Genomic DNA, 26,028 nt, shown 5'->3' with positions numbered 1-26,028 from the left:
TCGAGAACACCAGGATGCGCTTCTCGCCGTCCATGAAGGCGGCGGTCTCGGCGAGATTTGCGGAGGCCGGCCGGCTGCGCAGCGCCAGCCGCTCGCCCGGAGCCTGCCCTGAGCCTGTCGAACGGGCGTCGGTGATCCTGAGCACACGCCGAGACCGGCCCGTGACCTCGGCCACCGCCTCGTGCCCGAACTGCTGCACGACCTGGTCGAGCGCCGTCGGCACCGGCGGCAGGGCTGCGAGCTTCTCGATCAGGGCGTCGCGCTGTTGCTCGGCCTCGCGGCAGATGACGGGGTTGCCCTCGGCGTCGGTCGCGGGCCGGCTCATCAGGTTGCCGTCGTCGTCGGTGAAGGGCTCCTGGAGCTGCACCGGGAAGGCGTGCATCAGGAAGGACAGGATGCCGTCCCGGGGCGTCAGGTCGATGTTGAGGTCGTCCCATTCGGAAGCGGGAATCTCCGATATCCGCCGCTCCATCAGCGCCTCGCCGGTCGAAACCAGCTGGACCACAGCCGACCGGCAGGCTTCCAGATCGGCCTCGACGGCGCGGATCAGACTGGGGCACTTCATGCCGGTCAGCAGATGGCCGAAGAAGCGCTGCTTGGTGCCCTCGAAGGCGGACAATGCCGCCGACTTGGCGTTCCGGTTCAGCGTGTCCTCGCCCTGGACGATGCCGGTGGCCTTCAATGCCTCCTCGATATTCTTGTGGATGATCTTGAAGGCGCCGGCATAGGCGTCGTAGATGCGCCGCTGCTCCGGCGTCAGGGGATGTTCGAGGATGTCGACCTCGACCCCGTCATAGGTCAGGACACGCGCTTGGTAGAGGCCGAGCGCCTTGAGGTCCCTTGCCACGACCTCCATCGCGGCGACGCCGCCGGCCTCCATGGCGGAGACGAACTCGACCCGGGTCTCGAACGGCGTCTCGCCGGCAGCCCAGAGGCCGAGGCGTCCGGCATAGGCCAATCCCGGCACCGTCGTCGCGCCGGTGGCTGACACATAGGCGATGCGGGCATCCGGCAGCGCGTTCTGCAGGCGCAGTCCCGCCCTTCCCTGCTGGGAGGGCTTGACCTCGCCGCGCGCGCCCTTCGAGCCGGCGGCGTTCGCCATCGCGTGGGCCTCGTCGAAGACGATGACGCCGTCGAAGGCGTGGCGGTCCTCCTCGTCCAATGAGCCCGCGAGCCATTCGACGACCTGCTCCAGCCGCGAGGGCTTCCCCTGGCGCGACGGCGAGCGCAGCGTGGCATAGGTCGCGAAGAGAATCCCCTCGTCGAGCGGGATCTCCACGCCCTGGCGGAAATTGCCGAGCGGGATGACGTCGCTCTCCAGCCCGCCCAGGGCGGTCCAGTCGCGCCGCGCGTCCTCCAGCAGCTTGTCGGACTGGCTGAGCCAGAGCGCCTTCTTGCGGCCGCGCAGGCGGTTGTCGAGGATGATGGCGGCGACCTGGCGGCCCTTGCCGCAGCCGGTGCCGTCGCCCAGCATCCAGCCCCGGCGGAAGCAGACGACGCGGGACAGGGCCTCGCCGTCCTGGGTGTGGAACGGGACCTCGATGGCCTCCTGGTCGTCCTCCGGGCAGGGCAGGAGGGTCTCCCAGCCGGCGCCGATGTGGAACCAGGCGTCGAGATGGCGGGAGTGCGCCTCGCCCGCCAGCACGACGCTCTCCAGTTGTGCGTCTGAGAGCAGGCCCTCGGTCACGACGCGTTCGGGCAGCAATGGGCGGTAGGCCGGGGCCGGATGCGGCACGGCGGCCATGGCGGCGGACTGGACGAGCGGAGTCGGGTGCTCGACCGCGCCCGGCACCCGCACGGCACCCGGCCGCCAGGGGACGTAAGGGCCGGTGTCGTTGGCAGAGGAATCGACATCGGCGGCAGGTTCGACGGGGCCGGTCTCGACCGTGAGCTCGGAAACCGGCCCCCAGTCATGGGATAGGCGGGTCTCGGGCGTCGATGCGGGCCCGGGACCCCGGCGCGTTGCAGGCTTCGGCGCGACCGGCTTGCCGAACAGGTCGCGGGCCGGGCCGGCCGGGACCGGCGCGGGCGCGATCGGCTGGCGCTTCGGCACCTGCGCGATGACGGCATCGAGCAGCTCGGCGGCGTCGGCGGCGCGGGCGGTCCCGTCCAGCGCGACAGCGGGCCCGTCGCCGCGCTCCAGCACGGTGAGGCGGGTGTCGAACCCGGTGCCGCGCCGTGCATAGGCGCGGCCGTCGATCGCCATGGTGAAGACGCAGCGCGCCGGCGGGTCGAGGCGGCCGACGGCGTCGCCCAGCACGCAGTGGGCCGAGGTGATGGTCACCAGCCGGCCGCCAAGCGGCAGCATCGAGGCGGCCGAGCGGACGTGACGCAGGTCGGCGTCGTGGCTGATCCGGTCGACGCCCGGCGTTGCCGAGAAGGGCGGGTTCATCAGCACCACGGCCGGCCGGACGTCGCGCAGCCGGTCCGCGATGGACTCGGCGTTGAAGGCGGTCACGACCGCTTGCGGGAACAGCCTGGTCAGCAGCCGCGCCCGCGTCTGCGCCAGTTCGTTGAGATGGAGCTGGCCGGCGGCGCTCTTCCCGAGCGCGCATTCCGCCATCACCGCCAGCATGCCGGTGCCGGCGCTGGGCTCCAGCACGACATCGCCCGGCCGGATCGCGGCGGCCTGCAATGCGGCGTAGGCAAGCGGCAGCGGGGTCGAGAATTGCTGGAGCCGGACCTGCTCTTCGGACCGCCTGGTGTGGGAGGGCTCCAGCGCCGCGACCGCCTCCAGCATCGCCAGCATGCGGCGCGGCCCGTCCGCACCGGCGCCGCAGGTGCGGCGCATGCCGCGGCCGTAGCGTTGGAGGAACAGCACGCACGCGGCCTCGGCGGCCTCGTAGGCGTCCTTCCAGACCCAGCCGCCCTCGGCGTCGGACGCGCCGAAGGCCTCCGTCATGGCGTCCCGCAGCGTGGCAGCATCGAGCAGTTTGCCGCCCTCCAGCCTCGGCAGCAGGGCGTAGGCCGCGGCGAACAGGGCGTCGCCCGCGGACGGACGGACCGGCGGTGCGGGCGGGTCGGTGGCAGCGGGAAGGGGCGGACGCGCGAGGGCATCCGGCGCCAGGCGGGCGTCGAGCATGGGGCGGTCTCCGAGCGGGAAGGGCCTGGGACCGGCGCGGACTGGACGCGAAGCAGAGCCTCCCGCCCCGCGGCGCCGGACCGCCCCCGACCGGCTGGCCGTCCTGACGGCGCCGAGACGCACGGAGATGCGGGGATGAAAGGAACAAGCCGCTGGAACGGCGGGCGGTCGGCCCGGGAAGCGGCAGGCGGATCGCGAGGGCGTTCAGTCCTGACGACGGAATGCGTCGGCTGCGGCGAAATCGGCCGCGGCTAATGCTCTGGTAGTGTCCTTCTGCGGTCGCTCAAACGATGACCGGGAAACTCAACCGCCCGGTTTCGCGGGATGACCTGCCGTTCACCGTCGAAACGGCGCTGCGCAAGGCGAGCAGGCTATAGCCGGAGAGTCGCCTGCCGGGCGATCGCGACCCGCTGGAACCGGTTGCCAGAGACTCACTGGTCCGCATCGAACTCTGCGGGATGCGCTGTTTCGGCAAGCCGCCGGGACGCGGCCCGACAGCGGCACCCGGCGCGGCCGGCCGAGGAGGTCGAGAGACGTCGCTATTCCGGTTCGGTCGGCGAGACCCCGCCGATATCGCGTCCCGCCAGGCGCTGGGTGAGCATTTCCTGGCAACGGGCGTCGTCGCGCCGGACCGCGCGCCGCGCCGCGTCCAGCAGGTCCGGTTCGGGAGGGGCGCTCTGGGGCGCGTTCACGCGCGGCATGACAGTGGCGAGGGCGTAACCGGTGCCGCCCATATGGGTGTAGGCGGGCCCGGCGACGGAGGCGGCTTCGGCGACGCGCATGGTGACCTCGACCGTCCGGGCGCGGACGTCGGACAGGCGCTTGACGTCAACGTTCCGCTCGAACGCGACGGGGACGCCGTTGGCCAAGTAGAGGTGTTCAAGATGGCCGGAGCCGTCTTCGCCGATGCTGAGCCAAGCGCCGTGACAGAGCGCGTTGCGCCATGGGCGCAGTTCCCTGAGTTCGGAAACAAGGGTTTCGCGAACCGCGTGCGGAACCCGGCCGGCTTCCCGCAGCACTCGATCGAGCTCGGAGGTAAGGCCGTGCATGGGATCGACCCGGGAGCGCAGCAGTCGCTCGCACCACCGGGACAAGGCCGCATGGTCGTCCGCTTGGAGAAGGGCGACCGCCCTTTCCCCCGTCGCGAGGAGCGCGTGGCAGGCGGAGGCCAGAATGTGCTCCAGGTATCCGAAGGCCGCGACCGTCTTGCCGAGTTCCTGCCAGAAGACGGCGGGCCCATGGTTCACCGGCCAGTCGGGCGACAAGGCGTCGCGGTCGATGGGGAGACAGCGGCGCAGCCGTTCGCGGGCCTCGCGGATCGCGTCGGGGTCGCGGGACGCCGCGAGGCGGCGGATGAACCATGCGCCGTTTTTCTTGTCCGGACGCTGTTCCTGGCCCGCGATGCGTCCGGCGCGCAGGAGGTTGCGGAGCGGGAGACCGTCCTTCCGGTCGGTCAACAGGCCGGCGTTGTCGAGCCAGCGCGCGGCCTCGACGGCTCGGACTTCGTCGCGCCAGTCGCTTTCGAGCCGCTCCTGCAGGTGAAGATTGATGGCGTAGAGATCGGGCATGAAGCGCTCTGTTTCGTCCGCGATTTGGAGGGAGGATTGCCCGACGGCGCGCGGCCCTGTCAATGACGGGCGGGACAGCCCGAAACGATCGGCAAGGTCAGCCGAAGCGCGTCCCGTCCGCCGTAAACGTCCACTCGTTGATTCGGACGATCTCGTCGACGGCGGCGTCGGAGGTCTGGTGCTCGTATTCCGAGCGGAGCTGGCGGTAGAGCCAGCGCGCCAGGTCGCGCATTGCCTCGATCACGGTGTCTTCCGCGCCGTTCGTCATTGGCTGCCAGGTCGGGCTGTCGCGCTCGACCTCGATCGCCATGGAGTATTCATGGCAGTAGCGGCCCTGCTGACCGATATAGGCGTGCAGCTGGTGGAAATTGCGCCGCTGGATGGCCTGCAACGCATCCGCAATGCGGTGCAACTCTTCGTCCGTCGGCGCATGGGCGCGGATGGCCTTGCAGGCGCCTCGGGCGTGGCTGTAGGCGCCGAAGAAGGACGCTCCATCGCCCTGGCAATGGAAACCGCGAAAATAGACCTGCGGATCGTCACGCGTGCCCCCGCCCATGAGCTTGACGGGCCTGGTGGCGAGCGCGATGCCGAGGATCCGGCAGATGGTCCCGAAATCCTCGTAGACGAAGTCGTACCAGTTGTCGTGCAGCCCTTGCTGGCGATACCAGCGGCGGGCGTTGTCCTTCGCCGCGTCGGCGAGCTCGTCGATGGTGTAGACCGTGGTTTCGATGATCCGGGGCATGGCTTAGCACTCCTCCGGCCGGGGATTGCGCCGGGCAACCGGCACGAAGCGGACGGCTTCCTGGACGCGCCGCAGGGCGACGCGGCGGTGGTCCGGGTTGGCGCGGGACCAGGGGACTGGGTTTCGGAAAAACCAGGCACCCGAATCCGCGACGAAGCCGTCCCCGCAGGCGACGAAGTGATTGCCTGCCGAGACCGCCCATGCGCCCGCGGGCGCGGCGTCCAGGAGCGTCCCGAGCGTGACCGCCCGGACCTCGAACGGCACGTCCGCGAAGAGGCGTTCCCACACCTCCTGGCGGCGCGCGTAGGGGCGTTCGCGGTAGTTCGGATGGCGCAGCGCGTAGTCGGGAACGAAGCCGAACTCTTCCAGGGCGGCGGCGAGCTCGTCGATGTGGACGCCGTTGACCGATGGCCGGTCGAACAGGCGGCGGATGGCGGCGGCGGCCTCGTGCGTGGGCACGCCGGCGATCGCGGAAATCGCGGAAGGACCGCACTTGACGGCGCGGCCGGTGATCCTGTGCAGCATGGCGGTCTCCGGGCTGGAAGGGCGCGGGCGTCCGGCGCGGCGGACCCTCCCGCGCAGCACCGTCGGCCCGCCCCGCGCCGGCTGGCCGGACTCCGGCCGGCGAAAGGCGCGGCGGTGCGGCAGGGAATGGCAGGGCCGCCCCGGAACGGGATTTTCGTCTTGGGAGGGTCAGGCCGCCGGGCGGCCGGGGCTCAGGTCAGCGGGACCGGCTCGACGCAGCGCGGGTCGTCGTTGGCGGGTCGGTTGACGTGCGTGCTCACCGGATGGGCGGTCATGGCGTCCGCCGGGTACGGACCAAGGGGAACCTCGTCGCCCGCGAGCCAGGCATCCCATGAGTCCGGCGGCAGGATCACCGGCATGCGGCCATGGACCGTCGCCACCGCCTCGTTGGCGGCGGTGGTGAGGATGGTGCAGGTCTCGACCGCATCGCCGGGACTGCGCTCGGCGAGCGAACCGGTGAGCGCCGCGCCGTCGGGCACGGTCCAGCGTTCCCACAAGCCTGCGAAGATCATGGGCGCGCCGTCCCGGAGGCCGAACAGCCAGGGCTGCCGGGCCCCGCCCCGGCGCTGCCATTCGTAGAAGCCGTCGGCCGGGATCAGGCAGCGGCGATGGCGGAAGGCCGACCGGAAGGACGGTTTCTTGGCAGCGGTCTCGGACCGGGCGTTGATGAGCTTGTGGCCGATCGCCGGGTCCTTGGCCCAGGCCGGAATCAGCCCCCACCGCAGCACGGCGAGGCTGCGGCCCTGCTCCGCGGCGCGCGCGACCGCCACGTCCTGGCTCGGCGCGACGTTGTAGCGGGGCCGCAGGTTGAGCGGCGCGCCGACGAGGTCGAGAAGCTCGTGCAGTTCCGCCCAGGATCGAAGTTGCGTGAATCGACCACACATTGAACGACGTTAGCCTCACCGACGGCGCGCTGTCATGTTGTTCTTATAATGTTCTAATGATAGGGTTCGCCGCATGGACGACCGTTACACCCGCCCGATCTCCCGGGACGACCTGCTGTTCACCATCGAGATGGCGCTGCGCAAGGCGGAGCGTCTCTGGCCGAAGAAGCGCGTACCCGGCGACCACGACCGGCTCAAACCGATCGCTGCCGCGGTGGTGGACCATTTCGAGCTCTGCGGCATGAAGTGTTTCAGACGGCCCCGCGGCCCCGGCCACAGCACGCCCGCCCCCTGGGGATCGCTGCATGAGAGCCGCGGCGGCGACGGGCGCGCGGCGCCGCCGGAGGCCGACGACCCGTCTGCCTGAAGCCGAAGGCGCCGGGCGCGGTCTTCGGAGGCCCGGATCACCGGCGCTGCGCGTCGAGGTGGCGCAGCACGGCGACGGTGAGTTCGCGGATGTCCCCGAAGGAACGCTCGTTGGAGTCGTTCCATTCGATGAGACTGTTGAGGTGGGGCTCGGAGACCGCCGGGTCCCGTTCGCGGCCGCCGGTGTCGATGCCGGCGAGCCTGGTGTAGACGGCGCACATGGTCTCGGTCGCATCGCCGGTATAGGACGGATCGCTATGGAGGACCCAACCGGTGTGAATGCGGATGGTGGCGCCGAGGCAGAAGCAGCGGGGGCTTTCGGGCGTGGCGAGGCGGAAGGCGGGCGGGTGGCGGACCGAGTCGTCGTCGACGACGTGAAAGCCGCCGTCGAACTCGATGACGTCGCCGTCGTCGTCGCGTCCCCACCCGCCCCGGTGCCAGCGCTTCGGGAGGTCGAGGGTCTCGTGGACGCGGCGGGCGATATCGAGCTGCTGCTCGGGGCTGAGGGTCTGCATGCTCAGTCGTCCTCGGAAAACATCACGGTGATGACCGGCTCTCCCCGGTCGCCGGCGCCGATGGCCACGATGGGGAAGTGCCTGCGGGGCGGGCGGTGGCTGTCGCGCAGGTCCTTGCGGATGTCGCGCACCAGCACGCACATCCGCACGCGGTCGCTGTTCGAGGCGCGGAGCGCGTAGAAACGCGCCATCCAGAGCACGTCCCACAGGCGTCCGCTCTCGTCCTGGAAGCCCAGGTAGCCCTGGGGCAAGGCGACGAGTCGGTCCCAGACGCTGCGTGTGACCGCGACGGGAATCCTGAAGCCCGCCTCGCGCGCGGTCTCGGTGACGTCGACGAGGATGCCGTCCTCGATCGCCTCGGCGCGGGTGTAGACCGAGACCACGGGATCGAAGGCGGGGGCGTTGCCGGGATTGGGCATGGTCGGGTTCCTCGCGGGAGAGTGTAAGACGGTCGCTGCGGCCTGTCAGAGCAGACCGCGGGCCTGGAAACTGACCGCGCCGGTCGGCGTGACGATCACATGGTCGAGCAGCGTGACCTCAATGGTCTTCAACGCGTCCTTGATGCGCTTCGTCATGTCGATGTCGGCCCTGGACGGCTCGGGACAGTGGCCGGGATGGTTGTGGACAGCGATAATCGCGGTCGCCTGAAGCTCCAGGCAGCGGATGCAGATCTCCCGGGGGTAGACCGGAGCGTGGCAGACGGAGCCCTTCTGGTGGCACTCGTCGGCGATCATCCGGTTGTTGCGGTTCAGGTATAGAATCCTGAACTCCTCGACCTCGCGGTGGCCGGCGAGGGCGCGGCAGTACTCGATGACCTTGTCGTAGCGGCCGAAGGAAGGGCGCACCGTCTCCGGCATCTCCGCCCGCGCCATGCGGATGCCGAGCGCCTCGGCGGCCTTGAGGGCGGCGACGGCGTCCTCGGACAGGCCGGGCACGGCGCGCAGCCGGTCCGGCCGGGCCGCAAGGGCGCGCGGCGCAGTGCCGAAGGTGTCCAGGAGAGCGCCGGCCGAATCTCCGGTGCCATCCGCGCCATGACGCCCGGAGAGCAGCAGTTCGAGCAGGTCGCGGTCGTCGACGGCCTCGCGCCCGGCGCGCAGGAAGCGGCGTTGGAGCCGGCGGCGGGCATGGGCCTGCCTGACGGAGGCCGGCGCGGCGGGCACGTCGTAGAGCGACATCTCGTCGAAGCCCGGTGCGTCGGGCATGGCAAGTCCTCCATCGGGTCGAACGGAAAGACCTGCGCGCCGGGCGGATGTGCTGCCGGCGGGCGGGACGGGGCGTCATGGCGGCGGGGATTCGGCGCCCGGCCGGGTCAGTGGGCCGGAACCTCCGGCGCCGGTGCGCGCGGGCCGAACTTGACCGCGACGTCGCCGCCGGTGACGGCGATGGTGACCGTGCGGTCCGGCGGCATGAGCCAGAGCAGGTCGGTCCACACGGCATTGGCGATGGCGCGCTTCCGGGCCTCGTCGTCGGGCCGGGGCGGCGCGGCCGGGATTGCGGCGGTATCTCGAACAGCGGCAGGCTTCATGAGCTGGACCTCCTGTTGCTCGACGCCGGACAGGCCGGACCGGGACGCTCCCGTGCCCCGGCCCCGCCTCGGCCGGACGCATGCCGGCCTCCTCTCCGGGCGGAGCGGGACGGGCATCGGTGTGGAAGGATCGGCGGCGGCGGACGGCCGTCGGCGGCATCAGCGGTCGAGGATGCGTACCCGTGCGCGGCCTCCCTCGACCCGGACGTCGGGCCTGCCGTCCGGATCGACGCAAACCGTCACCAGCGGCTTGTTGGCGGGCGGATGCGGCGGGTCGCGGAGTTCGGACGTCACCGTGCCGGCCGCGATCGCGATGCGCACCAGCGCCCGGCCGCCCGAGACCTCGACGGCGCCGGGCGAAACCGGGCCGGTAAGGGTGACCACGGGCGGCGCGCCGTGCTCGGAGAAGCGGTCCGGCACCGGCAGCGAGCCGTCGCCCCACGGGTCGACACCCGCGCCCTGGCTTACGGCCTGGATGAATGTCTCTCCGCAATGATCGAGGGCGCGCCAGCCGGCCGCGTCCTCGTTTGCGGCCGCGATGGCCTTCTCTAGGGCTTCGTCGAGCGTGTCCGCCTCGACGGTGACGGTGTTCGCGTACCAGGCCGCGTACCCGCACTGCACCGTGAACTGCCGGCTCATGGCGCGGCCTCCCCGGCGGCGGCGAGCGTCACCGTCACGTCGGGCCGGCGGATGCGGATGTCGACGGCGCGGTCCTCCGGCGCCAACCATATGAGTTCGCGCCGCACGGCCTCGGCGATGGACTGCCGGCAGGCCTCGTCGTCGCCGATCAGCAGCCGCGTCGCCAGGTGCTGCGCGTCCTCGTCGAAGCGGTCGCTCTGGGTCTCGTAGCTGTCCGCCTCGGCCTCGTCCGAGGGCGAGAAGAAGCCGTTGCGGAGCAGCGCGGCGAGCTCGTGGGGCCGGAGCGCGCTGTCGGCGGCGACCAGCGGCAGGGCATCGCGGAACCAGTTCCAGGGCTCGCCCGCGAAGGCGAGATCGGCCGGCAGGCGCAGGGCGTCCGCCGGGCCGTCGGCCGCCCGGACGGCGAGGTCGATGCGGACCGCGTCCGGCCTGGGCGGCAGATCGGCGGCGGTCGGCCCCGTCGGCTCCGTCAGCGGCGCGTCGTCGAGCGCATACGGCGTCCCGTCCAGGGTGACCTCGACGGCGATGCCGGTCGCTCGGTGGAGAGCGTCGTACCAGGCATAGCCCTCCAGCCGGCGGTCGCCTTCGAACAGGCGCGGCGCGACGCCGTTGCGCTCGGCGGCGCGCCACAGCGCCTGGGCCTCGGGCGGCTCGGGATCGCAGTCCATGAGCAGCGCATGCCGGTCCACCGGGGCGAGCTTCGGCGGATCGCGCCAGTCGTCGACATTGGCGACCGGGGCCCGCCAGGGGCGCAGCACGGCCGGCGGCGGCGCGATCCCGATGCCAGCGTCGCGCGCCCGGGTCCAGTCCTCGAAGGTGGGGCGCGGGTTCGGATCGGCCGCCATGGCGCGGTAGATGGCGAGCCGGGCGGCCGCGCGCATGTCCTCGAGGAAGGCGTTCTCGACCGCTTCCTTGCGGGCCGGCAGCACGAGTTCGAGATCGGGGCAGTCGTCGACATCCGCCAGCACGCTCCAGGCCGGGCCGTGGACGGTCTCGACGGTCAGCAGCTTCACCGGCAGGGTGAGGCCGAAGAAGTTAAGGTCGGGGTCGTTGTAGCCGCTGCGGCGGTTGCGGAAGACCCCGAAGACGAGGCCCCGCCACGGCTCGGCATGGACCGCGCCGTCGAGAAAGGCGCGGCGCGGCAACTCTACAGCGGCGGCAATTCCGTCCGTGCGGTCGTCGAACGCGACCGGCAGCGGGTAGTGCCGGGCGGCGATCTCGGCCGCGACGCGGACGGCGGCGGCGGCCTCCGTCGCCCGGAACGAAATTGCCGTGCCGTGCGGGTACGGGGCATCCTCGTCTGCGCAGACCTCGGCGTCCGCCTCACCGAGGAAATGCTCCGGCGACAGCGAGACGTGCCAGCCGGGCAGAATCTCCCCGTCCGGCAACCGCGGCCTGGACGAAACCGTGCAGTTGCGGCGCGCCAGGCTGGCGAAGCCGAAGCCGGCGGCGTCCTCGCGCCGGACGAGGGCGTCGTCCCAGCCGTTCTCGCCGAAGCTCAACAGGACGGCCGGATCGGCGATGCCGGCGCCGTCGTCGGTAATCGTGACGGTGAGCGGCGTCTTGCCCGTTGCGGCATCGATCCCGGCCGGTCGGGCGGCGGCCGCGGCAACCGATATGCGCACACGCGTCGCGCCGGCGCGGCGGCTGTTCTGCAGGGTTTCGGCGAAGATGTCGGCGAGAGTGGCGGCGTAGATGCGGGTCACCCGCTTGACGGCGCTCTCGTGGATGCGGGCGCGGATCGTGCGGTTCATGGGCGGACCTCCATGCGGGATGCGGAAACGAAAACGCCCCGCCGGCCAACAGACCGGACGGGGCGCTTCCTCGGGGCGGGACGGTTACTGGACGCGGCGGAGGAATTCGGGGATCGCCATCGGGTCCGGGGTGGCGTCGTGGCCGTTGGCCGGAACCGGCGGGACCGGTCCGGTTGCGGCGATGCCGTCCGGCCCGCCCGCGACGGCGGGGTCGGGACCGGGCTCGCCGGCGTTGCCGCCCTCGGCGCCGGCAGCATTCCCGCCCGGCGTATCGCCGCCCGGCGCATCCCCGTCCGGCGCATTGCCCTTGGACGTCCCCTCTTCGGGCGCCGGCGCATGGCCGTTGCCGTTGGCCGCGGGCGGCGCGGTTCCGGTATCGGCGGCGGGTTCCGCGGCCTCCTGCTCGCCGCCCGGCGCGGTCGCGGCGGCTTCCGTCGCGGCGTCCTCGACGTCCTCGGCGTCTCCGACCGTCCGGCCGGTGTCGAACGCCGCGAACCCGGGCGGGACCCAAGCCAGCGCCCTGGCGTGCATCGCGGGGCTGACGCCGATCGGCGGGTCGCCGGCGGCGAAGGCAGCCTCCATGGCCTCGGCCAGCGCGGGCTTCTTGTACTTGGACCGCGCCGACGCCCAGGGCAGTCCGAATACCGCGCGGGCGATGTCGAGGACGCGGCTCTTTGTAATCCGCGACCACAGCATGTCGGCGGTCGGGCGGACATGGGCCGCGAAGTCGATGTCGAGCCGGGCCACGGTGGCTTCGAGCTCGGGCCGGGCCTGGGACTCGAAGGCGAGCTGGCCGTTCACCGTGCGCGCAACGCAGGCCGCGAACAGCGCCTCCTTCTCGGCCCGGGACAAGGCCCGCAGCGCCGCGAAGGACTCGCCGTCGTCCCGGATCTCCAGCCAGTCGAGCGACAGGTGCGAGCGGTCCGCCAGCATCGCCTCGCCCGGCGACCAGTCCGCGAAGTTCGCATCGTTCATCCGGATGTTGGGCCGGTCCGGGGTCTCCTTGACCGTGATGTCGAGGGCGTCGTCGCGATAGCCCGGCGTGAACACCGCGCGGCCCATCTGGAACAGCAGGAGGTCGAAGGCGGCCTCGAAGTCCCCGGCGAGATGCGCCTTGACCAGCGCGGTCCGGATCGCGCGCAGGTCGTCGGCGAGCCCGATGCCGACGCCGGCCTCCTTGCGCGCCTCGGCCTTGCGGTCCCTCGGCCCCGCCACGGGCCGGGTAACGGCCGGGACGGCGGTGTGAACGGCCTGACCGGCGGTGTTGACGCCGGCGGTGGCGGCCGGGTCGCGGCCGTTGCCGGCCTGGGTGCCGGTCCGGTCCGTCTCTGCCGGCTTCGGCATGTCCTCGGGCTTCACGAGGCCGGCAATGACCTGGAGCGCGCCCTCGCGGCCGATCGTGACGATGCAGCCGGCCATCGCGAAGTCCTCGCGCCGCCACATGGCCCGTGCCTCGACGGCGCCCTCGATCTCGTCGAGGCGGGTCTCGATGGACTCGGCTTCCGCCAGCAGCTCTTCGGTCCACTGGTCGTCGTCGAGTTCGGCGAGTTCGGCCTGCCGGGCCTCCAGCTTCCCGATCTCCGCGCTTTCCTCGTCCGTCGGCGCGCCGGGCTGCGGCTCGATGCGGCCGCAGGAGGCGGTGTCGTCCCATGCGGCCTCGATCATGGGGACGGCCCACTTCCAGCGGGTGGACAACTCGTCGGCCGCCGCCTGGAGCTTCGCCATGGCGAGCGCCTCGAGCAGCACCGGATCCTCGAACCAGACGCCGTTCTCGTGTTCATCGGCGAACAGGTCGCGCATGACCGTGCCGCCGGCGGCCTCGTAGGCGTCGACCCCGACGAACTTCGCGACCGCCGTGCTGCCCGGCACGCGCTCCTCGGTGAGCAGGCGCTTCACCTGCGCGGCGGACGGGCGGTGGCCCTGGGCCGAGACCTGTTCCCAGACCGCCATCTGGCGCTCCCGGTCGGCGGTAACCGCAAAGGCCTTCAGCGCTTCGAGGTCGATCCTGTTCGCCCGGTAAGCGTCGAGCAGTTCCGGGGCGGCGTTGCCGAGGCGCAGCCGCTGCTCGACGATGCGCTCGGATGTACCGAAGCGCGCGGCGATGGCGGAGACCGGCCGGCCGGCGTCGGCGAGCCTTGCGAAGGCCGTCACCTGGTCGGCCGGGTGCATGGGGATGCGCATGACGTTCTCGGCCAGCGAGACCTCGCCGGGCTCGGCGTCGCCGGACCTGACCTGGCAGGGGACCGGATTGCCGGCATCCAGCACGCCGTCCTCGACCAAGTCCCGCATGGCCTTGAGGCGGCGCCCGCCGGCGACCACGGCATAGCGTTCGCCATCATGCTCATCGGGCTCGTCGGCCCGGACGACCAGATTCTCCAGCAGCCCGAAAGCGGCGATCGAGGCCTTGAGCGCGGCGTCGGCTTGGGGATCGGGCGGGGTCTTGCGGACGTTTTCGGGGGCGAGCGAAAGCCGGGAGAGCGGAATCTCCCTGATGCACAACTCGGCCCCGGGGGCGATGCGGTTCATGCGAACCTCCCTCGGTGGTGTGTGGAATTGCACGGAAGAGGCGTCGGGAGAACGGCACCCGCCGGCCTCGTCAGCGCCGCCCGGACCGTCGCCCCGCTCCGACTCTCGGCGGCATAGCGGGCAGAGCCGAGGTGCGGCGGGGAGGTTGCGCCACCGGGAAGACGCAGTCAGGCGTGCAGCGGCAGCAGGGTGTCGGGGTACGGCCGGCGCACCAGTCGCCAGCCGCCCGCGCAGGGCTCGACCGCGATGCGGTCCCGGGCGTAGACGTCGTAGCGTTCGAGGGCGGCCAGCGTTGCCGTCTGCCTGGCGTGGACCGGGATCGCCGCATCGAGCCGGTCCGCGACCGCGCGCCACCAGGCGACGATCCCGCTCACCATGACCGGAGTGAACGGCGGCTTGCCGAAGGCGACCGCCCCGTCGCCGGCGAACATCCGCGCGCCGTGCCGGTTGCCCCAGAGCTCCGGGTGGCGCTCCGCCCAGCCCTTCAGCGCGGGGGCGTTCATGAACCCGAGGTCGCGCGCGAGCAGGTGCGCGCCCTCGTAGTACATGAGGTGGGTGAGTTGCCCGTCCGGCCGCAGGGCCATCATGGTCTCGCCGGGATCCTTGTAGAAGGTCTCTTCATGGCGCCAGCGGACCGCGGGGTGGCCGATCAGGCGGCCGAGCGCGTACCAGCCGCCATGGCAGGCGACGGTGCGGCAGCGGTGGCGGTGGACGATCCCCCAGTCCATGGGGGCCTCCCGGTCGCCGCCGTAGGCGGCCATGGCGCGCTCGATCCGCGTCATGGCGAGGCGGACGGCTTCGGGCGACGGGTGGACGGCGGGCATGGCGGTCGCTCCTCCGACGGTGCGGTCGGGTTGGTTGCAGGTTACGGGGAACCGGCGTTGCGGCCGTCACCGGTCTGCCAGGCGAATCCAGGCGAGGCAGAAGGCCTGGAGCCAGCGGAGCCGGCGCGCGGCCGGCCAGCGCCGGTGGATCGACACCGGCGCGGGGCCGGGCTCAGGCGATGGCGATGCGCTCGCCCCAGGGCGGCGGCGCGTCGAGGTGGCCGGCGCCGGGGCGCCAGTCGCACCACAGCACCGGGAAGCCGGGCTCGGCCTCCGGGTAACGGTCGCACTCCAGGTCGGTGAAGTAGAGGCAGACCGCGGGCCGCACGTCCTGCTTGTCCAGCCACGCGAATCCCGGCCGGAAGTCGGTGCCGCCCCGACCCCGGACGGCGATCTCGCCGGGGAGATCGTCGGGGGCGTACTCCGACGCGTCCTGCACCGCGGCGTCGACCTGGAGCACGACGACCCGCTCCGGCCTGATCTCGGCGGCGACCTCGCGCACCTCGGACCAGAAGGCGGCCAGCGCGTCGGTATCGACCGAGCCCGAGGTGTCGACGATGACCGCGATCGCGTCCATGCCCTCCGAGCGGATCGACGGCAGGTAGAGGCCGGAGTCGATGAAGCGGCGGTTGGGCACGCTCCAGCTGTAGTCGCTCTTGGCCGCGTCGGTCATGTAACGCCGGAGCAGCGCGCGCCAGTCGAGCATGCCGGCATGAGCGCTCCGGATGGTTTCCTCGACGGCGCCGGGCGTCTTGCCCTGGGCCTTGGCGAGGTTGAGCGCCTGGTGCATGGCCTCGTCCCACGCCTGCTCCTCGGCGGCGACGACGCTCGGAGACGGCGCGGAAGCGTCGTCGTTCTCGCCGCCGGCGGGCGCGTCCATGACCTCCCCGGTGCCGGACGGGTCGCAGCTCGGCGGCGCGCCGGAACCGCTGCGGTCCGGGGATGCGCCGTCCGGCTGCTCCGGACCGTCGGAAGAATCGTCGTTCCCGGCGCTGCCGTCGTTCTGGGTGTTTGGCGCCCCGTCTCGATCGTCCGAATCGTCAGGGCCGGATGGCGCGGCGTCATCGCCGGAAGCGCCGGCGCCGCCGGACGGCGGACTGCCGCCGTTGCCGGGCGCGTCCGGCTCGGGTGCCGGCAGCCGGTCGTAGGCCTGCTCGACGCTGATCCCGTCCCAGGCCTCGGCGTCGGGCGGCAGGGTGAAGCCGGCGTCCCGCAGCAGGCCGTGGGTGACCAACTGGGAAGCGCGCTGCCAGCGTTCCGGGTCGCGCTCGCCGCGCCGGGTGTGGTGCTTGAGCGCGCAGGCCAGCACGACCCGGGCGATCGCGGTCTCGATGACGTGGGCGTCGGTCTCCGCGATCCATTGCGGCGAATAGCGAATCTCCCGCCCGTCGCTCGCCAAGGTCTCGCGGCCCGCGTCCGGACGGACCGGCAGGCGGAGCGCGAGGCTGCCGAAGAAGGGCTGCTCGCGCAGCAGCGCGGTGACGCAGCCGCTGACCCGCTGCGCGGATTCCGAGCGCATGCGGGCGGCCATCACGCGGCCTCCCGTGCGGGTTCGGGCTGCGGCGCGAAATACCCCGCGAACTTCTCCGCCAGGGCGTCGGCGTCACGCTTGACCCGCGCCCGGGCGGCGGGATCGAAGGTCTTCGACGGCCGGAGCGCATCCGGCTCGACACCGGCGATCCTGTCCTTCACCTGCTGGCAGAGCTGCGCCAGGGTCTCGTCGCCGAAGATGTTGAGCCGCGGCACGACGTCGACCAGGTCGCGGATGTTGCCGATCATCGAGTCCCGGAACACCAGCGGCTTGCCCTCGCCGTCCTCTTGAAGGCGTTCGGAGACCCGCTCGACGGCCTCGCCCAGGCGCCGGTAGAGGTCGCCCACCGCGTCGCGCAGGCGCTCCTCGACCTGGCGCTCGATGTCGCGCTTCACGCGCTCGGTGTCGTCCGAGGCGAGCTTCGCCATGAAATGGTCGGCGTCCGGCACCGGGACGATCCGGTAGCGCAGGCCGAACTTGCCCCGGAGCGCCTCCTTCGAGGGATAGTCCTCGATGCGGAACAGCTGGCCCAATTCGAGCCGGGCCCGATCGATGTTGTCGTCGTAGTCCTCGATGAAGCGGGCGCGCTCGCGGACCATGCGCTCGCGCAGCCCGCCCATCAGTTCCGTGTAGCGCTCGTAGTTGGCGACGGTGAGCAGCCGGCTGCCCTGGTCGTCCCAGGGCAGGGTCTGGGCGTAGTGGGTGCTGCGCGCCGCGCTCATGGTGGCGGTGAGCGCGGCGAAGGCGGCCCTGGGCAGCAGGCACTTGTTGTAGCGGCCGGCGCTGACGCTTGCCTCGTGGTGGACGGCGACGTGGGTGCTGGCCTTGCGGTCGTACTGCCGGCCCGACCAGGCGGCGATGCGAAGACTCACCAGCATGGCGTCATGGCTGAGATTCATGGGGCTGTTCTCCCGAAGGGGTTGCTACTGGGTGCGGGCGGCGGCCCAGCGGATGAAGGCGGGCGATCGCTGGAGGTCGGGATCGCGGCGGATGCAGGAGCCGACCAGGAACTCGCCGACCTCGCGGCGCAGGCGCTGGGCGTAGGTGACGATCGAGGCCAGCGTGATGTCGTCGGCCATGCGGTAGAGCGAGCCGCAGAGCGCGATCAGGGCGCTGGCATTGTCCGGCACGATCGCGTTCTCGGGATCGTCGAGGACGGCGCGGGGATGGGGCAGCTCGCGCCAGACCTTGAGGAAGGCGGAGAACTCCACCGCTGCGGCTTCGCCAACCGTGCCCCTGAAGAGCGCCCGTTCCACAGTGGGGTCGAGGTTGCCCCGTTGGTTGACGATGCCGGAGACCATCTCCCAGGTCCTCGGACAGCAGAACGCCTTCTCCTTCGACTGGGGATCGAAGCTGTGCAGCAGGTCCGGGCGCATCTGGATGTAGAACAGCACCTCCGGCGCGATGCCGTTGGCCGCGCCCCAGGCGAGCCAGTCTTCCGCATCGACCCGGATCTCCAGATGGACAAAGCGGGACGCCAGCGGCGTCGGCATCCGGTGGACAACGCCCCGGTCGCTCTCGCGGTTGCCGCAGGCGATGAGCGAGGCGCCCTCGGGCAGTTCGTATTCGCCGACCTTGCGGTCGAGCACGAGCTGGTAGAGGGCGGCCTGCACCATGGGCACCGCCGACGGCAGCTCCTCCAGGTTGACGAGCCAGCGGCCGGGATCGCCGGCGGGCGGCAGGAAGGCCGGCGGCGCCCAGCGGGTGCGGCCGTCGGCGTCGCGCCAGGGGATGCCGCGCAAATCGACGGGGTCGAGCAGCAGCGTGCGCACGTCGAGATAGTGGCGGCTCGCTTCGGCGGCGACCTGCTGGGCGAGCGCGCTCTTGGCGCAGCCCGGGGCGCCCCAGAGGATCGTCGGCTGGCGGGCTTCGACCAGCACCGCCAGGGTCGCCGCGAGTTCGCTCGGGCGCAGCGTTTAGTCGGCGGATACGGTGTCGGGATCGGTCATCGGCGTGCTCCGGAAGGACGGGGAGAAGGCGCGATTCGACGCCCACGGGCCTCGAATCTTCGCCCCGTCGACGGCCTCGCCACTCCTCATCTTCCTGCAAGGGTTCTGGCCGTCGCGCCCTGCGGGGAGCCGGCGCCGGGCCGATGCGCGGTCAGGTTTCGCCGAGGCCGGTCAGGTCTTCGAGGTCCCTGCGGGCGCCCGGGGGCACGCCCGTCATCTCCGGAAGCGGCCGGCGCGTCGGCGACAGCGTGTGGCCGATGCGCTGCTCTAGTGCCGCGTAGGCGCGGTAGAGCCCCGGGCGAAGCTCGGCCGCCCGGCGCAGATCGGCGCGGGATGCCAGAATGCAGAAGCTGCAACTCAGCCGCGACATGCCGGCGGCGTAGGCCCAGTGCGGCGTCTGGCCGGCGACGCGGATGACACGGAACACGTCCTCGGTCGAGAGATCGAAGAGCGGCAGCCAGTCGAAGACCTCACGGCCGGCGACGCTCATGCGGTCGTTACGCCGCCACGGCGTCTTCCTGGCGCGCGCCGGGCTCTCCCCGGCGCGCATGCCCATCGCGTTGACGAGCCGGCCGCCGAAGCGCGGATGGGCCTTCAGATAGCGGCGCAGCTCCCGCCGGATCGGTCCGGCCTTGAAATCCGAGGTGCACCAGCGCGCCTTGCTCGACGGCCAGAGGCCGCGTTCTTCGACCCGTTCCAGCAGGGTCTTGCCGGATGCGACCGGCGCGAATATCAGCGGTACGCCCTCGGGCAGCGTGGCCTCGATGTGCCCGATCGTGCCGGGCCACTCGACCGCGCCGAGCGGGGCGTGAACCGCCACGATCTGTTCTCGGGGAACGATCCGCGACAACAGGATGGTCATCGCCTGCGAGTCCTTGCCGCCCGAGTGATTGACGGCGACGAGGGCGCCGGCCCGGATCAATTCGGTGCACTCCGGGGGAATGCGAAGGTCGGTATGTTCGGCGGCCATGGACGGGACTCCCGGTTGGTGGCGCGGGGACCGCGCTCCGGCCCCGGACTGCGCCCGGGCAAAGCCGGCCCCGGCCTTCCAATGGCGTGATGCCATTACGCGACGATCGAAACCGCCGGCCGCCCAAGGGGCTGGGGGTGCGATCGAATCGGCGTATTCCTGGCGCAGGTGGAATTGCGTGGGCGCGTGTTCGTGCGGCCTTCCATTGCCGCGCCGGGCTACCCGTCGCGAACGCATGCGCCGGCTCCTCGGCGGGGGCGACCGCGGATCGGCCGCCCCCGCGGCCGGCCCTATGACGGCCGGCCTGGTGGGCTCCGAACGGGTTCGCCGCCATCCCCACCGCCGCGCTCGATCCGCCCCACAGTGCGGCTTCTCCCGCGGTCCCCGCGCTTGTCGGGTCCGGGTCCCCATCTCGGCCGGCCGTCGCCCCCCGGAGGCGAGCGGACCGGCATGTCGGCGCTGGCCGCCGCCTCCGCGCTACCCGGCGGCCTCCGATGACAGCGCCGTTGACTCGCAAATCTCCTGAAACTGCTGCCGAAGCTCTTCCTGATGCTTCCTGAAATAGCGGTCGACCTCGGCGTTGCGGAGCAGGGAACGGACATAGGAGACGGCGAGCGCTAGATTGAGATGGTCGGCAGCGAAGTTCGCCTCGATCCGTTCGAGCTCTCCCCTGAGGTTCGCCAGCTCCCGTTCGATCTGCTCCATTTCCTCGGAGGAAATCCTCCTGCGTGTCGCGGGTTTGCCGGGGTTCACCAGCTGATCCGGCGAACTCGCGTCGACCAGGGTCTTCGCATAGGCGACCGAATAGGTGCCGATCCCGACCATCGTCTTCGCAATCTCGTACTGCCTGAGGGCTTTGACCCTCTTGAGCGCCTGGAACGAGTTGATCGGACAGTCCTTGTCCTTGAGCAGCGCCGCCACCTCGGGACAGATGCCGTTCAGGAGGTCGCGCTTGGTGCGGATGGTCTCGACATTGACGTCCAGGGCCTGCGCGATGCGCCGCTCCGACACGCCGCGCGCGATCACCTTCAGGATCATCCGGTGCACCTGGATCGGCGTGATCGGATTGACCTCGCGATTGTAGGTGAGAGCCTCGTCGTCGACGGAGACCAGACAGGCCGCTTCGGCGACGCCCATGTCCCTCAGGATGTCGATCCGGAGATGGCCGTCGAGCAGCAGATACTTGCCCTTCAGCCCGGGCGGCCGCGCCACGACGGGAGGCTGCACGATGCCGATCTCGCGGACGGATGCGGCGATCTGCAGGAATTTCCGGCTCTTGCGGACGGTGCCGTCGACAGGTTTCGAAGGAAGAATGTCGGCGAGCGCGACCGTGACGCTCTCCCGCTCGAACCCCATCGTCACCTCGCCGGACATGTCACGCCTCCTCCGGCGCTTCGACGAGACGGGCCAGCGGAGCCGGCATGGTCCGCATTCCCTCTGCGCGAAGCACGGCGCGGAAATGGTCCTGGGACATCAACAGGCGCAGGCCCGTCACGAGGGCATCCAGCTGTTCCGCGGCGCGGTCCGCGCTCTCGATCAGCCGGGCGTGGCTCTTCACGGCCTCCTTGAGGTCGCGGGCAACCGCCTGTGCCGATTTGGCGGCCGGCTTTCGACTGGCCTTGCCCGGCTTCTGCGCCTTGCCGTAGCGCTGGCGGTGCTCGAGCGCGCGCCGGGCTCCGGGCATCTGCCGGAGCGTCAGTTCGCCCTTCTCGTAGGCTTCGACAAGAACCTCCTGCGCCCGCTCGTTATCCGCGTCGGAAATTGCGATGGCGACCCGCAGCGGCATCTTTCCCTGTTCGACGGCGATCAGCAGCCGCTCTTCCCCGGCCTTGAGGAGGCTGCGGATGCGCCTGACATGCTCCTGCGAATAGCCGATCTTGGCGCCGATCCGGGCATTCGAGTATCCGCGCTTGCCGAGCTCGCCGATCGCCCGGAACAGGTCCCCGGGACGGGGCCTGCGCCGGGCGATGTTCTCGACCAGGCTCTCGACGAGGCTGTCCTGCTCGGACAGGTCGGTAACGATCGCCGGGATCTCCGTCTGTCCGAGCGCGAGGAAGGCTTCCATCCGGCCCTGTCCGTAGACGAGGTTGTACGCGGGCGCGCCGTCGGCACCCGCGATCCGGCTGACCTTGATGGGCTGCTTGAGGCCGACCCTGTCGATGCTGTCGACGATCCCGGCGAACTTCCTGGCGTCCCGCACCCGGGGATTGAGCACGGCGATGCGGTCGATGGGAATCGTCTCGATCTCGAAATCGGCGTCCGTCATCGTGCGATCTCCGAAATCGGGGCCCGCTCGGCCATGGCGAAGAAGCGGTCCAGCGTGTCGAACCGGAAGGCGTCCATCATCAGCCCGTTCTCCTCGGCGAGCCCGAGGCGGTTCGTTTCGAGAAGTGCAAGCGGCAGGAGGTAGTAGTCGAGGATGGCTTCATTGACGTCGTCCATGCGGAGAACGACGGTCAGGTCGGGAGCGAGCCCGGCGTCCAGACGGATCTTCCAGCGCCGGGAACCGGATCCGGTATGCCGGCACCGGGCGACGACGATCGAGGCGGTGAACTCGCCGTTGACGGTGAGAAGGTCGTTGCCCGGATCCCGGTCGACAGCGCCGCCGATCCCCTCGATCTCGGCGATCGCCGCGGCGACCTCGTCGGCATGGATCCGGCGGAGTGCCCGGTTGATCTCGACATACCGGTAGTCGCGCTCGGGCGTGAAGCCGACCAGGGAATAGGCGCGGACCAGGCTGCCGAAGCGGGAGGCGTAGCAGCCGCTCGACGGCATGTTCTCGGCCTCGTCGATCACGAAACCGGAGAGATAGCCCTTCTTCTTCAGGAGTCCTTCGAGGCGGGCCAGCATCTCGTCGTCCGAGTAGCGCCGGTTGCGTTCCCGGATCATGCCCTGGGCGGTAAAGAACAGCTGCGGATCCACCACCGCCTCGAAGGCGCCGTCGGCGCGGACCCATTCTTCGGGTGGGTTGTTCCTGTGCGCCTCCTTCAGCTTGAAGGAGTGCCGGTTGTACACGTTGTTGCCGATGTATTTCTCGTTGGTGAGCACCTGGTGGACGGTGCCGCGGGTCCAGGGCCGGCCGAGGTCCGTCGCGATACCCCGCTCGTTGAGCAGCGCGGCGATCTCGCCTTCCAGCCTGCCACCGTCGACGAACTGCCGGTACATCCAGCGGACGGTCTCCACCTCCTCTTCCGGTCCGGGAACCAGGATCACCCGGTCGGTCTGAAGGCTCTTGTACTGGCCGCGGTCGAGGATGCCCTGGGGCACGCGGTTCTGGTCGATGCGCATGCGGCGCAGCCCGTAGCCCGCCATGCCGCCCTGGCGGAAGCCGAGCCCGATCAGCCGGCACTGGCCGGCGAACACTTTCTCCGAGAGCTCGCGGGCGTACTCGCCGGCCATGGAGCGCTTGAGGGCCTTGAACACGGCAGCCATCGGGCTGCCGTCGTTGATGAACTGCTCCTTGCAGTAGTGGACTCGGACCTTGGCCTTCTTGCAGGCGAACTCGAGAGACGCGGCCTCGTCGGTGTCCTGGAACCTCCCCCAGCGGCTGATGTCGTAAACCAGGATCGTATCGAACCCGGACTCGTCGCTCAGCGCGTCGGCCAGCATCTGCTGCATGCCCGGCCGGTTCTCGTAGCGCAGGCCGCTTCTGGCCTCGTCGGAATAGACGGCGACGATCTCCATGTCGTTCTCGGCCGCGTAGTGCTCGATGGCCGCCATCTGGTTTTCGGTCGAATACTGCTGGAGCCCGGTCGACATCCGGACATAGGCGACCGCGCGCCGTCCCGGCGGCGCTTCCGGCTGGGAATGATGTCGAGGACTCGGCACCGGTCGGACCTTCGATTGTCCCGCAACGGGTCAACGCGCCGCCGGCGGCCGGGCGACGTCTACGTCCGGCCCGGCGCCGGCGCCCCCGCGGGGGTTCGCGCCGGGGTTGGCGTCGCCATCCCCTTCCGTCGTGGCGGCACGGCGCTCGCGCGCGGCCAGTTCGCGCTTGTACTCGTCGGCCATGTACCGTTTCAGCCTCCTGGCGGTGGCGGACCACGCTCTATCTTCGTGGTCGAGGTGCTCCTCGGCGCAGTAGCGCACCTCGACGCCGGCCTGGCGGCAGGCATTTTCGATACAGGCGCTCTGGTCGGGGTCTTGGAACCGGCCCCAGCGGCTCGGATCGAGGAGCAGAATCGTGTCGAAATCCCCTGCGCCGCTCGCGATGTCGCGGAACAGTTGCTGAAGGCCGGTCCGGCCGTCGATGCTCAGGCCGCTCCCGTACTCGTCGCAATAGAGCCGCGTGAGCTGCATGCCATGGTCGCGGGCATACCGGACGATGGCTTCGATCTGCCGGCGGAGCGAGTCGCCTTCGAGCTCCTTTGCGGAGCGCAGATAGCCCGCGGCCGGGCGCTTCGGGGACGACCGGTCTGGTCGGGCGGCGGCAGTCGGGTTGGGACAAGCGGCCACAGAATTCTTCCCCCTCCTGTGCAGGGTGTCGCTCCACCGAACCGGCGGCGGCGCCACGCTGTGCAAACTTGGGGGAGAGTCGCGATGGACGCGGCGAGCGTCCACCACCCAAAAGTAACCTTTTGCCCGCAAAGGTAACCGACAGGTTACTTTTTTCCGAATAATCCAGTCGTTTCAAAAGGATAGAGAATTGGCAGCTTTTGCGCCCGGAAGCATCGCGATTCCCGGGCTGCGCTCGGTTCGGGCGTTCCGGGAATGCTTGTCGCGGCAGGCGAACCCGTTGCCAGCCTGCGAGATCGATGGTCTCAAGGGGAGAATACCGATGGGAAAGATCGATCGCGCGCTCGGCAGGGAACTTCGGCTCAGGCGAACGGCCGATGGAGATACGCTCGATACGCTAGCGGCCAGACTCGGGGTCTCGGACAAGACAATCGGGAAATGGGAGCGGGGCGTGGCGATGCCCTCCGCGACGAACATCCGCATGCTCGAGAAGCTCGGCCTGATCGAAGGATGGCTGGGCCGAAACGGCAGCGGCAGCAGGCCGGACGGACAACCCCCGTCCCCAGCGACCGGCGACCGGATCATGCAGACCTTCGGGTTTCCGGAGTCGGAACTGCGGCTCAGGGTGCAGGAGCTTCGGGACGTCGGCGAGCGTGAGCTGGTGGCACTCTTCCGGACCTTCGCGGCCAACGAACGGAGCACAATTCTGAAGATCCTTCATCTGGTCGTCGCGAGGCCCGGGGCCGGAAACAGACTGCAGCCGTGACGCCGGAACGGCAACGGCCGATCCATTCAGTTATGGAGACCGGCCTCAACAACGCTGCCGGCGTGGATCATGGCGTCGCATCGGGCGTACCGCCGGCGGTGGTGGCGCGGCAGCTCGGCCACTATTCCAGCATGACCACGGAACTCCATTACGGCCATATCTCCGAGTCGGCGGTCGACGCGATGATCCGGCAGAAGATCGACCGGGCCGATCTCGTCCCGGCCTCGTGACAATTGCAGCCATTGCCCGTCCGTCGGGTCGCCGCCACATCCACGACCGGTCCACCATTAGAGGAATACGGATGCGTGCCCTGCGCCTGATCGAGGAAGAGCAGTTGAGCTTCGACGAGGTCGCCGATCCGCCGCCGCCCGGCGACGGCGAGGTGCTGCTGCGCATGCAGGCCCTGTCGCTCAACCATATCGACCTGTTCGGCGTGCGCGGCATGGCCTTCGCCAAGCGGGCGCTGCCGTTGATCGTCGGCGTGGAAGGTTCAGGCGTCGTCGAGGCCGTCGGCCCCGGCGTCGATCATGTCCGGCCCGGCGACCTCGCCATCGTCTATCCCGGCCTGTTCTGCGGCGTCTGCCGGCGCTGCCGGGCCGGGCAGGAAAACCTGTGCGAGGATATCGGCGGCATCATGGGCTTCCACGTCGACGGGCTGGCCCGCGAGCGCCTCGTCGCCCCGGCGGCGCGGGTGCTGAAAGTGCCGGACGGCGTCAGCGCGGTGCAGGCGGCCTGCACGACCGTCACCTTCGCCACGGTGCAGCACATGCTGTTCGACAACGCGCAGCTGGAGCCGGGCGAGACCATCCTGGTCCACGCCGGCGGCAGCGGCATCGGCTCGACCGCGATCCGCATGGCGAAGGCGATCGGCTGCACGGTCATCACGACGGTCGGCAGCGCGGACAAGGCCGAGAAGGCCGCCGCGCTCAGCGCCGATCATGTCATCGACTATCGCGAAGAGCGCTTCGAGGGCCGGGTCCGGCGGCTGACCGGCCGGCAGGGCGTCGACGTCGTGTTCGAGCATGTCGGGCCGGACACCTGGCCCGGCAGCCTGCTGTCGCTGAAGCGCGGCGGCCGGCTGGTGACCTGCGGCTCGACCAGCGGCGTCAGCGCGCCGACCAACCTCTATTCATTGTTCCAGCAGCAATTGCGCATCATCGGCTCGTTCGGTTCGTCGGTGCGCAACTGCCGGGAGAGCCTGGACAAGATGGCCGCCGGCATCCTGCCGGTCATCGACAGCGAGATCGCTCTGGCGGACTTCCCGGCCGCCATCGAACGCCTCCGCAACCGCGACGTGTTCGGCAAGATCGTCGCGCGGTTCTGAGCGGGACTCAGCGGTCAGGCGCGGTCCCTGGAGCAAGCCTTGCCCAACAAACTTATATTTTGTTGGGCAAGAGACGGTCCGCA

At 70.6% G+C, this 26,028-nt stretch carries 25 protein-coding genes; 4 read left to right on the top strand and 21 right to left on the bottom strand.

The window, feature by feature from the left end; translation table 11 throughout:
• The 5 genes from OXM58_06070 to OXM58_06050 all read right to left on the bottom strand — a co-directional run.
• Positions 1-3,082: strawberry notch family protein (locus OXM58_06070; protein MDE0147919.1), on the bottom strand; the 3,082-nt coding region annotated here is incomplete at its 3' end.
• Between the two features lie 539 nt (positions 3,083-3,621).
• Positions 3,622-4,650, bottom strand: a complete 1,029-nt coding sequence (locus OXM58_06065; protein MDE0147918.1) for a hypothetical protein — start codon at positions 4,648-4,650, stop codon at positions 3,622-3,624.
• 97 nt (positions 4,651-4,747) lie between these two features.
• Positions 4,748-5,392, bottom strand: a complete 645-nt coding sequence (locus OXM58_06060; protein MDE0147917.1) for an antitoxin of toxin-antitoxin stability system — start codon at positions 5,390-5,392, stop codon at positions 4,748-4,750.
• 3 nt (positions 5,393-5,395) lie between these two features.
• Positions 5,396-5,917 (bottom strand): hypothetical protein, encoded by a 522-nt coding sequence (locus OXM58_06055; protein MDE0147916.1) that lies wholly within the window; start codon positions 5,915-5,917, stop codon positions 5,396-5,398.
• Positions 5,918-6,108: 191 nt separating this feature from the next.
• Positions 6,109-6,801, bottom strand: coding sequence for an SOS response-associated peptidase (locus tag OXM58_06050; protein MDE0147915.1), 693 nt, complete (start codon positions 6,799-6,801; stop codon positions 6,109-6,111).
• 73 nt (positions 6,802-6,874) lie between these two features.
• Here OXM58_06050 and OXM58_06045 point away from each other — a divergent pair, with 73 nt between their 5' ends.
• Positions 6,875-7,168, top strand: coding sequence for a hypothetical protein (locus OXM58_06045; protein ID MDE0147914.1), 294 nt, complete (start codon positions 6,875-6,877; stop codon positions 7,166-7,168).
• A gap of 37 nt (positions 7,169-7,205) precedes the next feature.
• Here the strand turns inward: OXM58_06045 and OXM58_06040 are convergent, their stop codons facing one another.
• From OXM58_06040 to OXM58_05965, 16 genes are all read right to left on the bottom strand, one after another.
• The gene (locus OXM58_06040) at positions 7,206-7,682 is read right to left on the bottom strand and encodes a hypothetical protein (GenBank protein ID MDE0147913.1); all 477 of its coding nucleotides are present in this window, start codon (positions 7,680-7,682) and stop codon (positions 7,206-7,208) included.
• Between the two features lie 2 nt (positions 7,683-7,684).
• On the bottom strand, positions 7,685-8,101 hold the full coding sequence (locus OXM58_06035) for a hypothetical protein (GenBank protein MDE0147912.1): 417 nt from the start codon (positions 8,099-8,101) through the stop codon (positions 7,685-7,687).
• A gap of 45 nt (positions 8,102-8,146) precedes the next feature.
• Complete coding sequence (gene radC, locus OXM58_06030; protein ID MDE0147911.1) at positions 8,147-8,884, bottom strand: DNA repair protein RadC; 738 nt, start codon at positions 8,882-8,884, stop codon at positions 8,147-8,149.
• Positions 8,885-8,991: 107 nt separating this feature from the next.
• Positions 8,992-9,207 carry a hypothetical protein gene (locus tag OXM58_06025; protein MDE0147910.1) on the bottom strand — a complete coding sequence of 72 codons (216 nt, stop codon included), beginning with the start codon at positions 9,205-9,207 and terminating at the stop codon, positions 8,992-8,994.
• A gap of 159 nt (positions 9,208-9,366) precedes the next feature.
• On the bottom strand, positions 9,367-9,846 hold the full coding sequence (locus tag OXM58_06020) for a hypothetical protein (protein MDE0147909.1): 480 nt from the start codon (positions 9,844-9,846) through the stop codon (positions 9,367-9,369).
• Positions 9,843-11,600: a hypothetical protein gene (locus OXM58_06015; protein MDE0147908.1), complete on the bottom strand. Its 1,758-nt coding sequence runs from the start codon at positions 11,598-11,600 to the stop codon at positions 9,843-9,845. Before OXM58_06015 ends, OXM58_06020 begins: the two co-directional genes overlap by 4 nt.
• A gap of 84 nt (positions 11,601-11,684) precedes the next feature.
• A complete protein-coding gene (locus tag OXM58_06010; protein MDE0147907.1) occupies positions 11,685-14,126 on the bottom strand; it encodes a ParB N-terminal domain-containing protein in 2,442 nt (813 codons plus the stop codon).
• Between the two features lie 167 nt (positions 14,127-14,293).
• Positions 14,294-14,950, bottom strand: a complete 657-nt coding sequence (locus OXM58_06005) for a hypothetical protein (protein MDE0147906.1) — start codon at positions 14,948-14,950, stop codon at positions 14,294-14,296.
• Positions 14,951-15,122: 172 nt separating this feature from the next.
• Positions 15,123-16,481 (bottom strand): VWA-like domain-containing protein, encoded by a 1,359-nt coding sequence (locus tag OXM58_06000; GenBank protein MDE0147905.1) that lies wholly within the window; start codon positions 16,479-16,481, stop codon positions 15,123-15,125.
• Positions 16,481-17,380 carry a hypothetical protein gene (locus tag OXM58_05995; GenBank protein ID MDE0147904.1) on the bottom strand — a complete coding sequence of 300 codons (900 nt, stop codon included), beginning with the start codon at positions 17,378-17,380 and terminating at the stop codon, positions 16,481-16,483. Before OXM58_05995 ends, OXM58_06000 begins: the two co-directional genes overlap by 1 nt.
• A 24-nt stretch (positions 17,381-17,404) precedes the next feature.
• Positions 17,405-18,361: a hypothetical protein gene (locus OXM58_05990; protein MDE0147903.1), complete on the bottom strand. Its 957-nt coding sequence runs from the start codon at positions 18,359-18,361 to the stop codon at positions 17,405-17,407.
• A 220-nt stretch (positions 18,362-18,581) separates the two neighbouring features.
• The gene (locus OXM58_05985; protein MDE0147902.1) at positions 18,582-19,400 is read right to left on the bottom strand and encodes a phosphoadenosine phosphosulfate reductase family protein; all 819 of its coding nucleotides are present in this window, start codon (positions 19,398-19,400) and stop codon (positions 18,582-18,584) included.
• A gap of 477 nt (positions 19,401-19,877) precedes the next feature.
• Complete coding sequence (locus OXM58_05980) at positions 19,878-20,774, bottom strand: chromosome partitioning protein ParB (protein MDE0147901.1); 897 nt, start codon at positions 20,772-20,774, stop codon at positions 19,878-19,880.
• A gap of 1 nt (position 20,775) precedes the next feature.
• Positions 20,776-21,666 carry a ParB N-terminal domain-containing protein gene (locus tag OXM58_05975; protein MDE0147900.1) on the bottom strand — a complete coding sequence of 297 codons (891 nt, stop codon included), beginning with the start codon at positions 21,664-21,666 and terminating at the stop codon, positions 20,776-20,778.
• The gene (locus OXM58_05970; GenBank protein ID MDE0147899.1) at positions 21,663-23,228 is read right to left on the bottom strand and encodes a recombinase family protein; all 1,566 of its coding nucleotides are present in this window, start codon (positions 23,226-23,228) and stop codon (positions 21,663-21,665) included. The genes OXM58_05975 and OXM58_05970 overlap by 4 nt, the downstream gene beginning before the upstream one ends.
• Positions 23,229-23,258: 30 nt before the next feature.
• Positions 23,259-23,855, bottom strand: coding sequence for a recombinase family protein (locus tag OXM58_05965; protein ID MDE0147898.1), 597 nt, complete (start codon positions 23,853-23,855; stop codon positions 23,259-23,261).
• Positions 23,856-24,045: 190 nt separating this feature from the next.
• Between OXM58_05965 and OXM58_05960 the strand changes: the two genes are divergently transcribed.
• The 3 genes from OXM58_05960 to OXM58_05950 all read left to right on the top strand — a co-directional run bounded on the left by OXM58_05960 (position 24,046) and on the right by OXM58_05950 (position 25,945).
• Entirely contained in the window at positions 24,046-24,621 is a 576-nt protein-coding gene (locus tag OXM58_05960; GenBank protein ID MDE0147897.1) for a helix-turn-helix transcriptional regulator, read from the top strand.
• On the top strand, positions 24,618-24,851 hold the full coding sequence (locus OXM58_05955; protein ID MDE0147896.1) for a hypothetical protein: 234 nt from the start codon (positions 24,618-24,620) through the stop codon (positions 24,849-24,851). The genes OXM58_05960 and OXM58_05955 overlap by 4 nt, the downstream gene beginning before the upstream one ends.
• A 71-nt stretch (positions 24,852-24,922) precedes the next feature.
• Entirely contained in the window at positions 24,923-25,945 is a 1,023-nt protein-coding gene (locus OXM58_05950) for a zinc-binding dehydrogenase (GenBank protein ID MDE0147895.1), read from the top strand.
• Positions 25,946-26,028: the final 83 nt, after the last annotated feature.

Source organism: Rhodospirillaceae bacterium (assembly GCA_028819475.1).
Lineage (GTDB): Bacteria > Pseudomonadota > Alphaproteobacteria > Bin65 > Bin65 > Bin65.
Note: the sequence above shows the minus strand (reverse complement) of the source record. Positions and strands in the feature narration are given on the sequence as shown.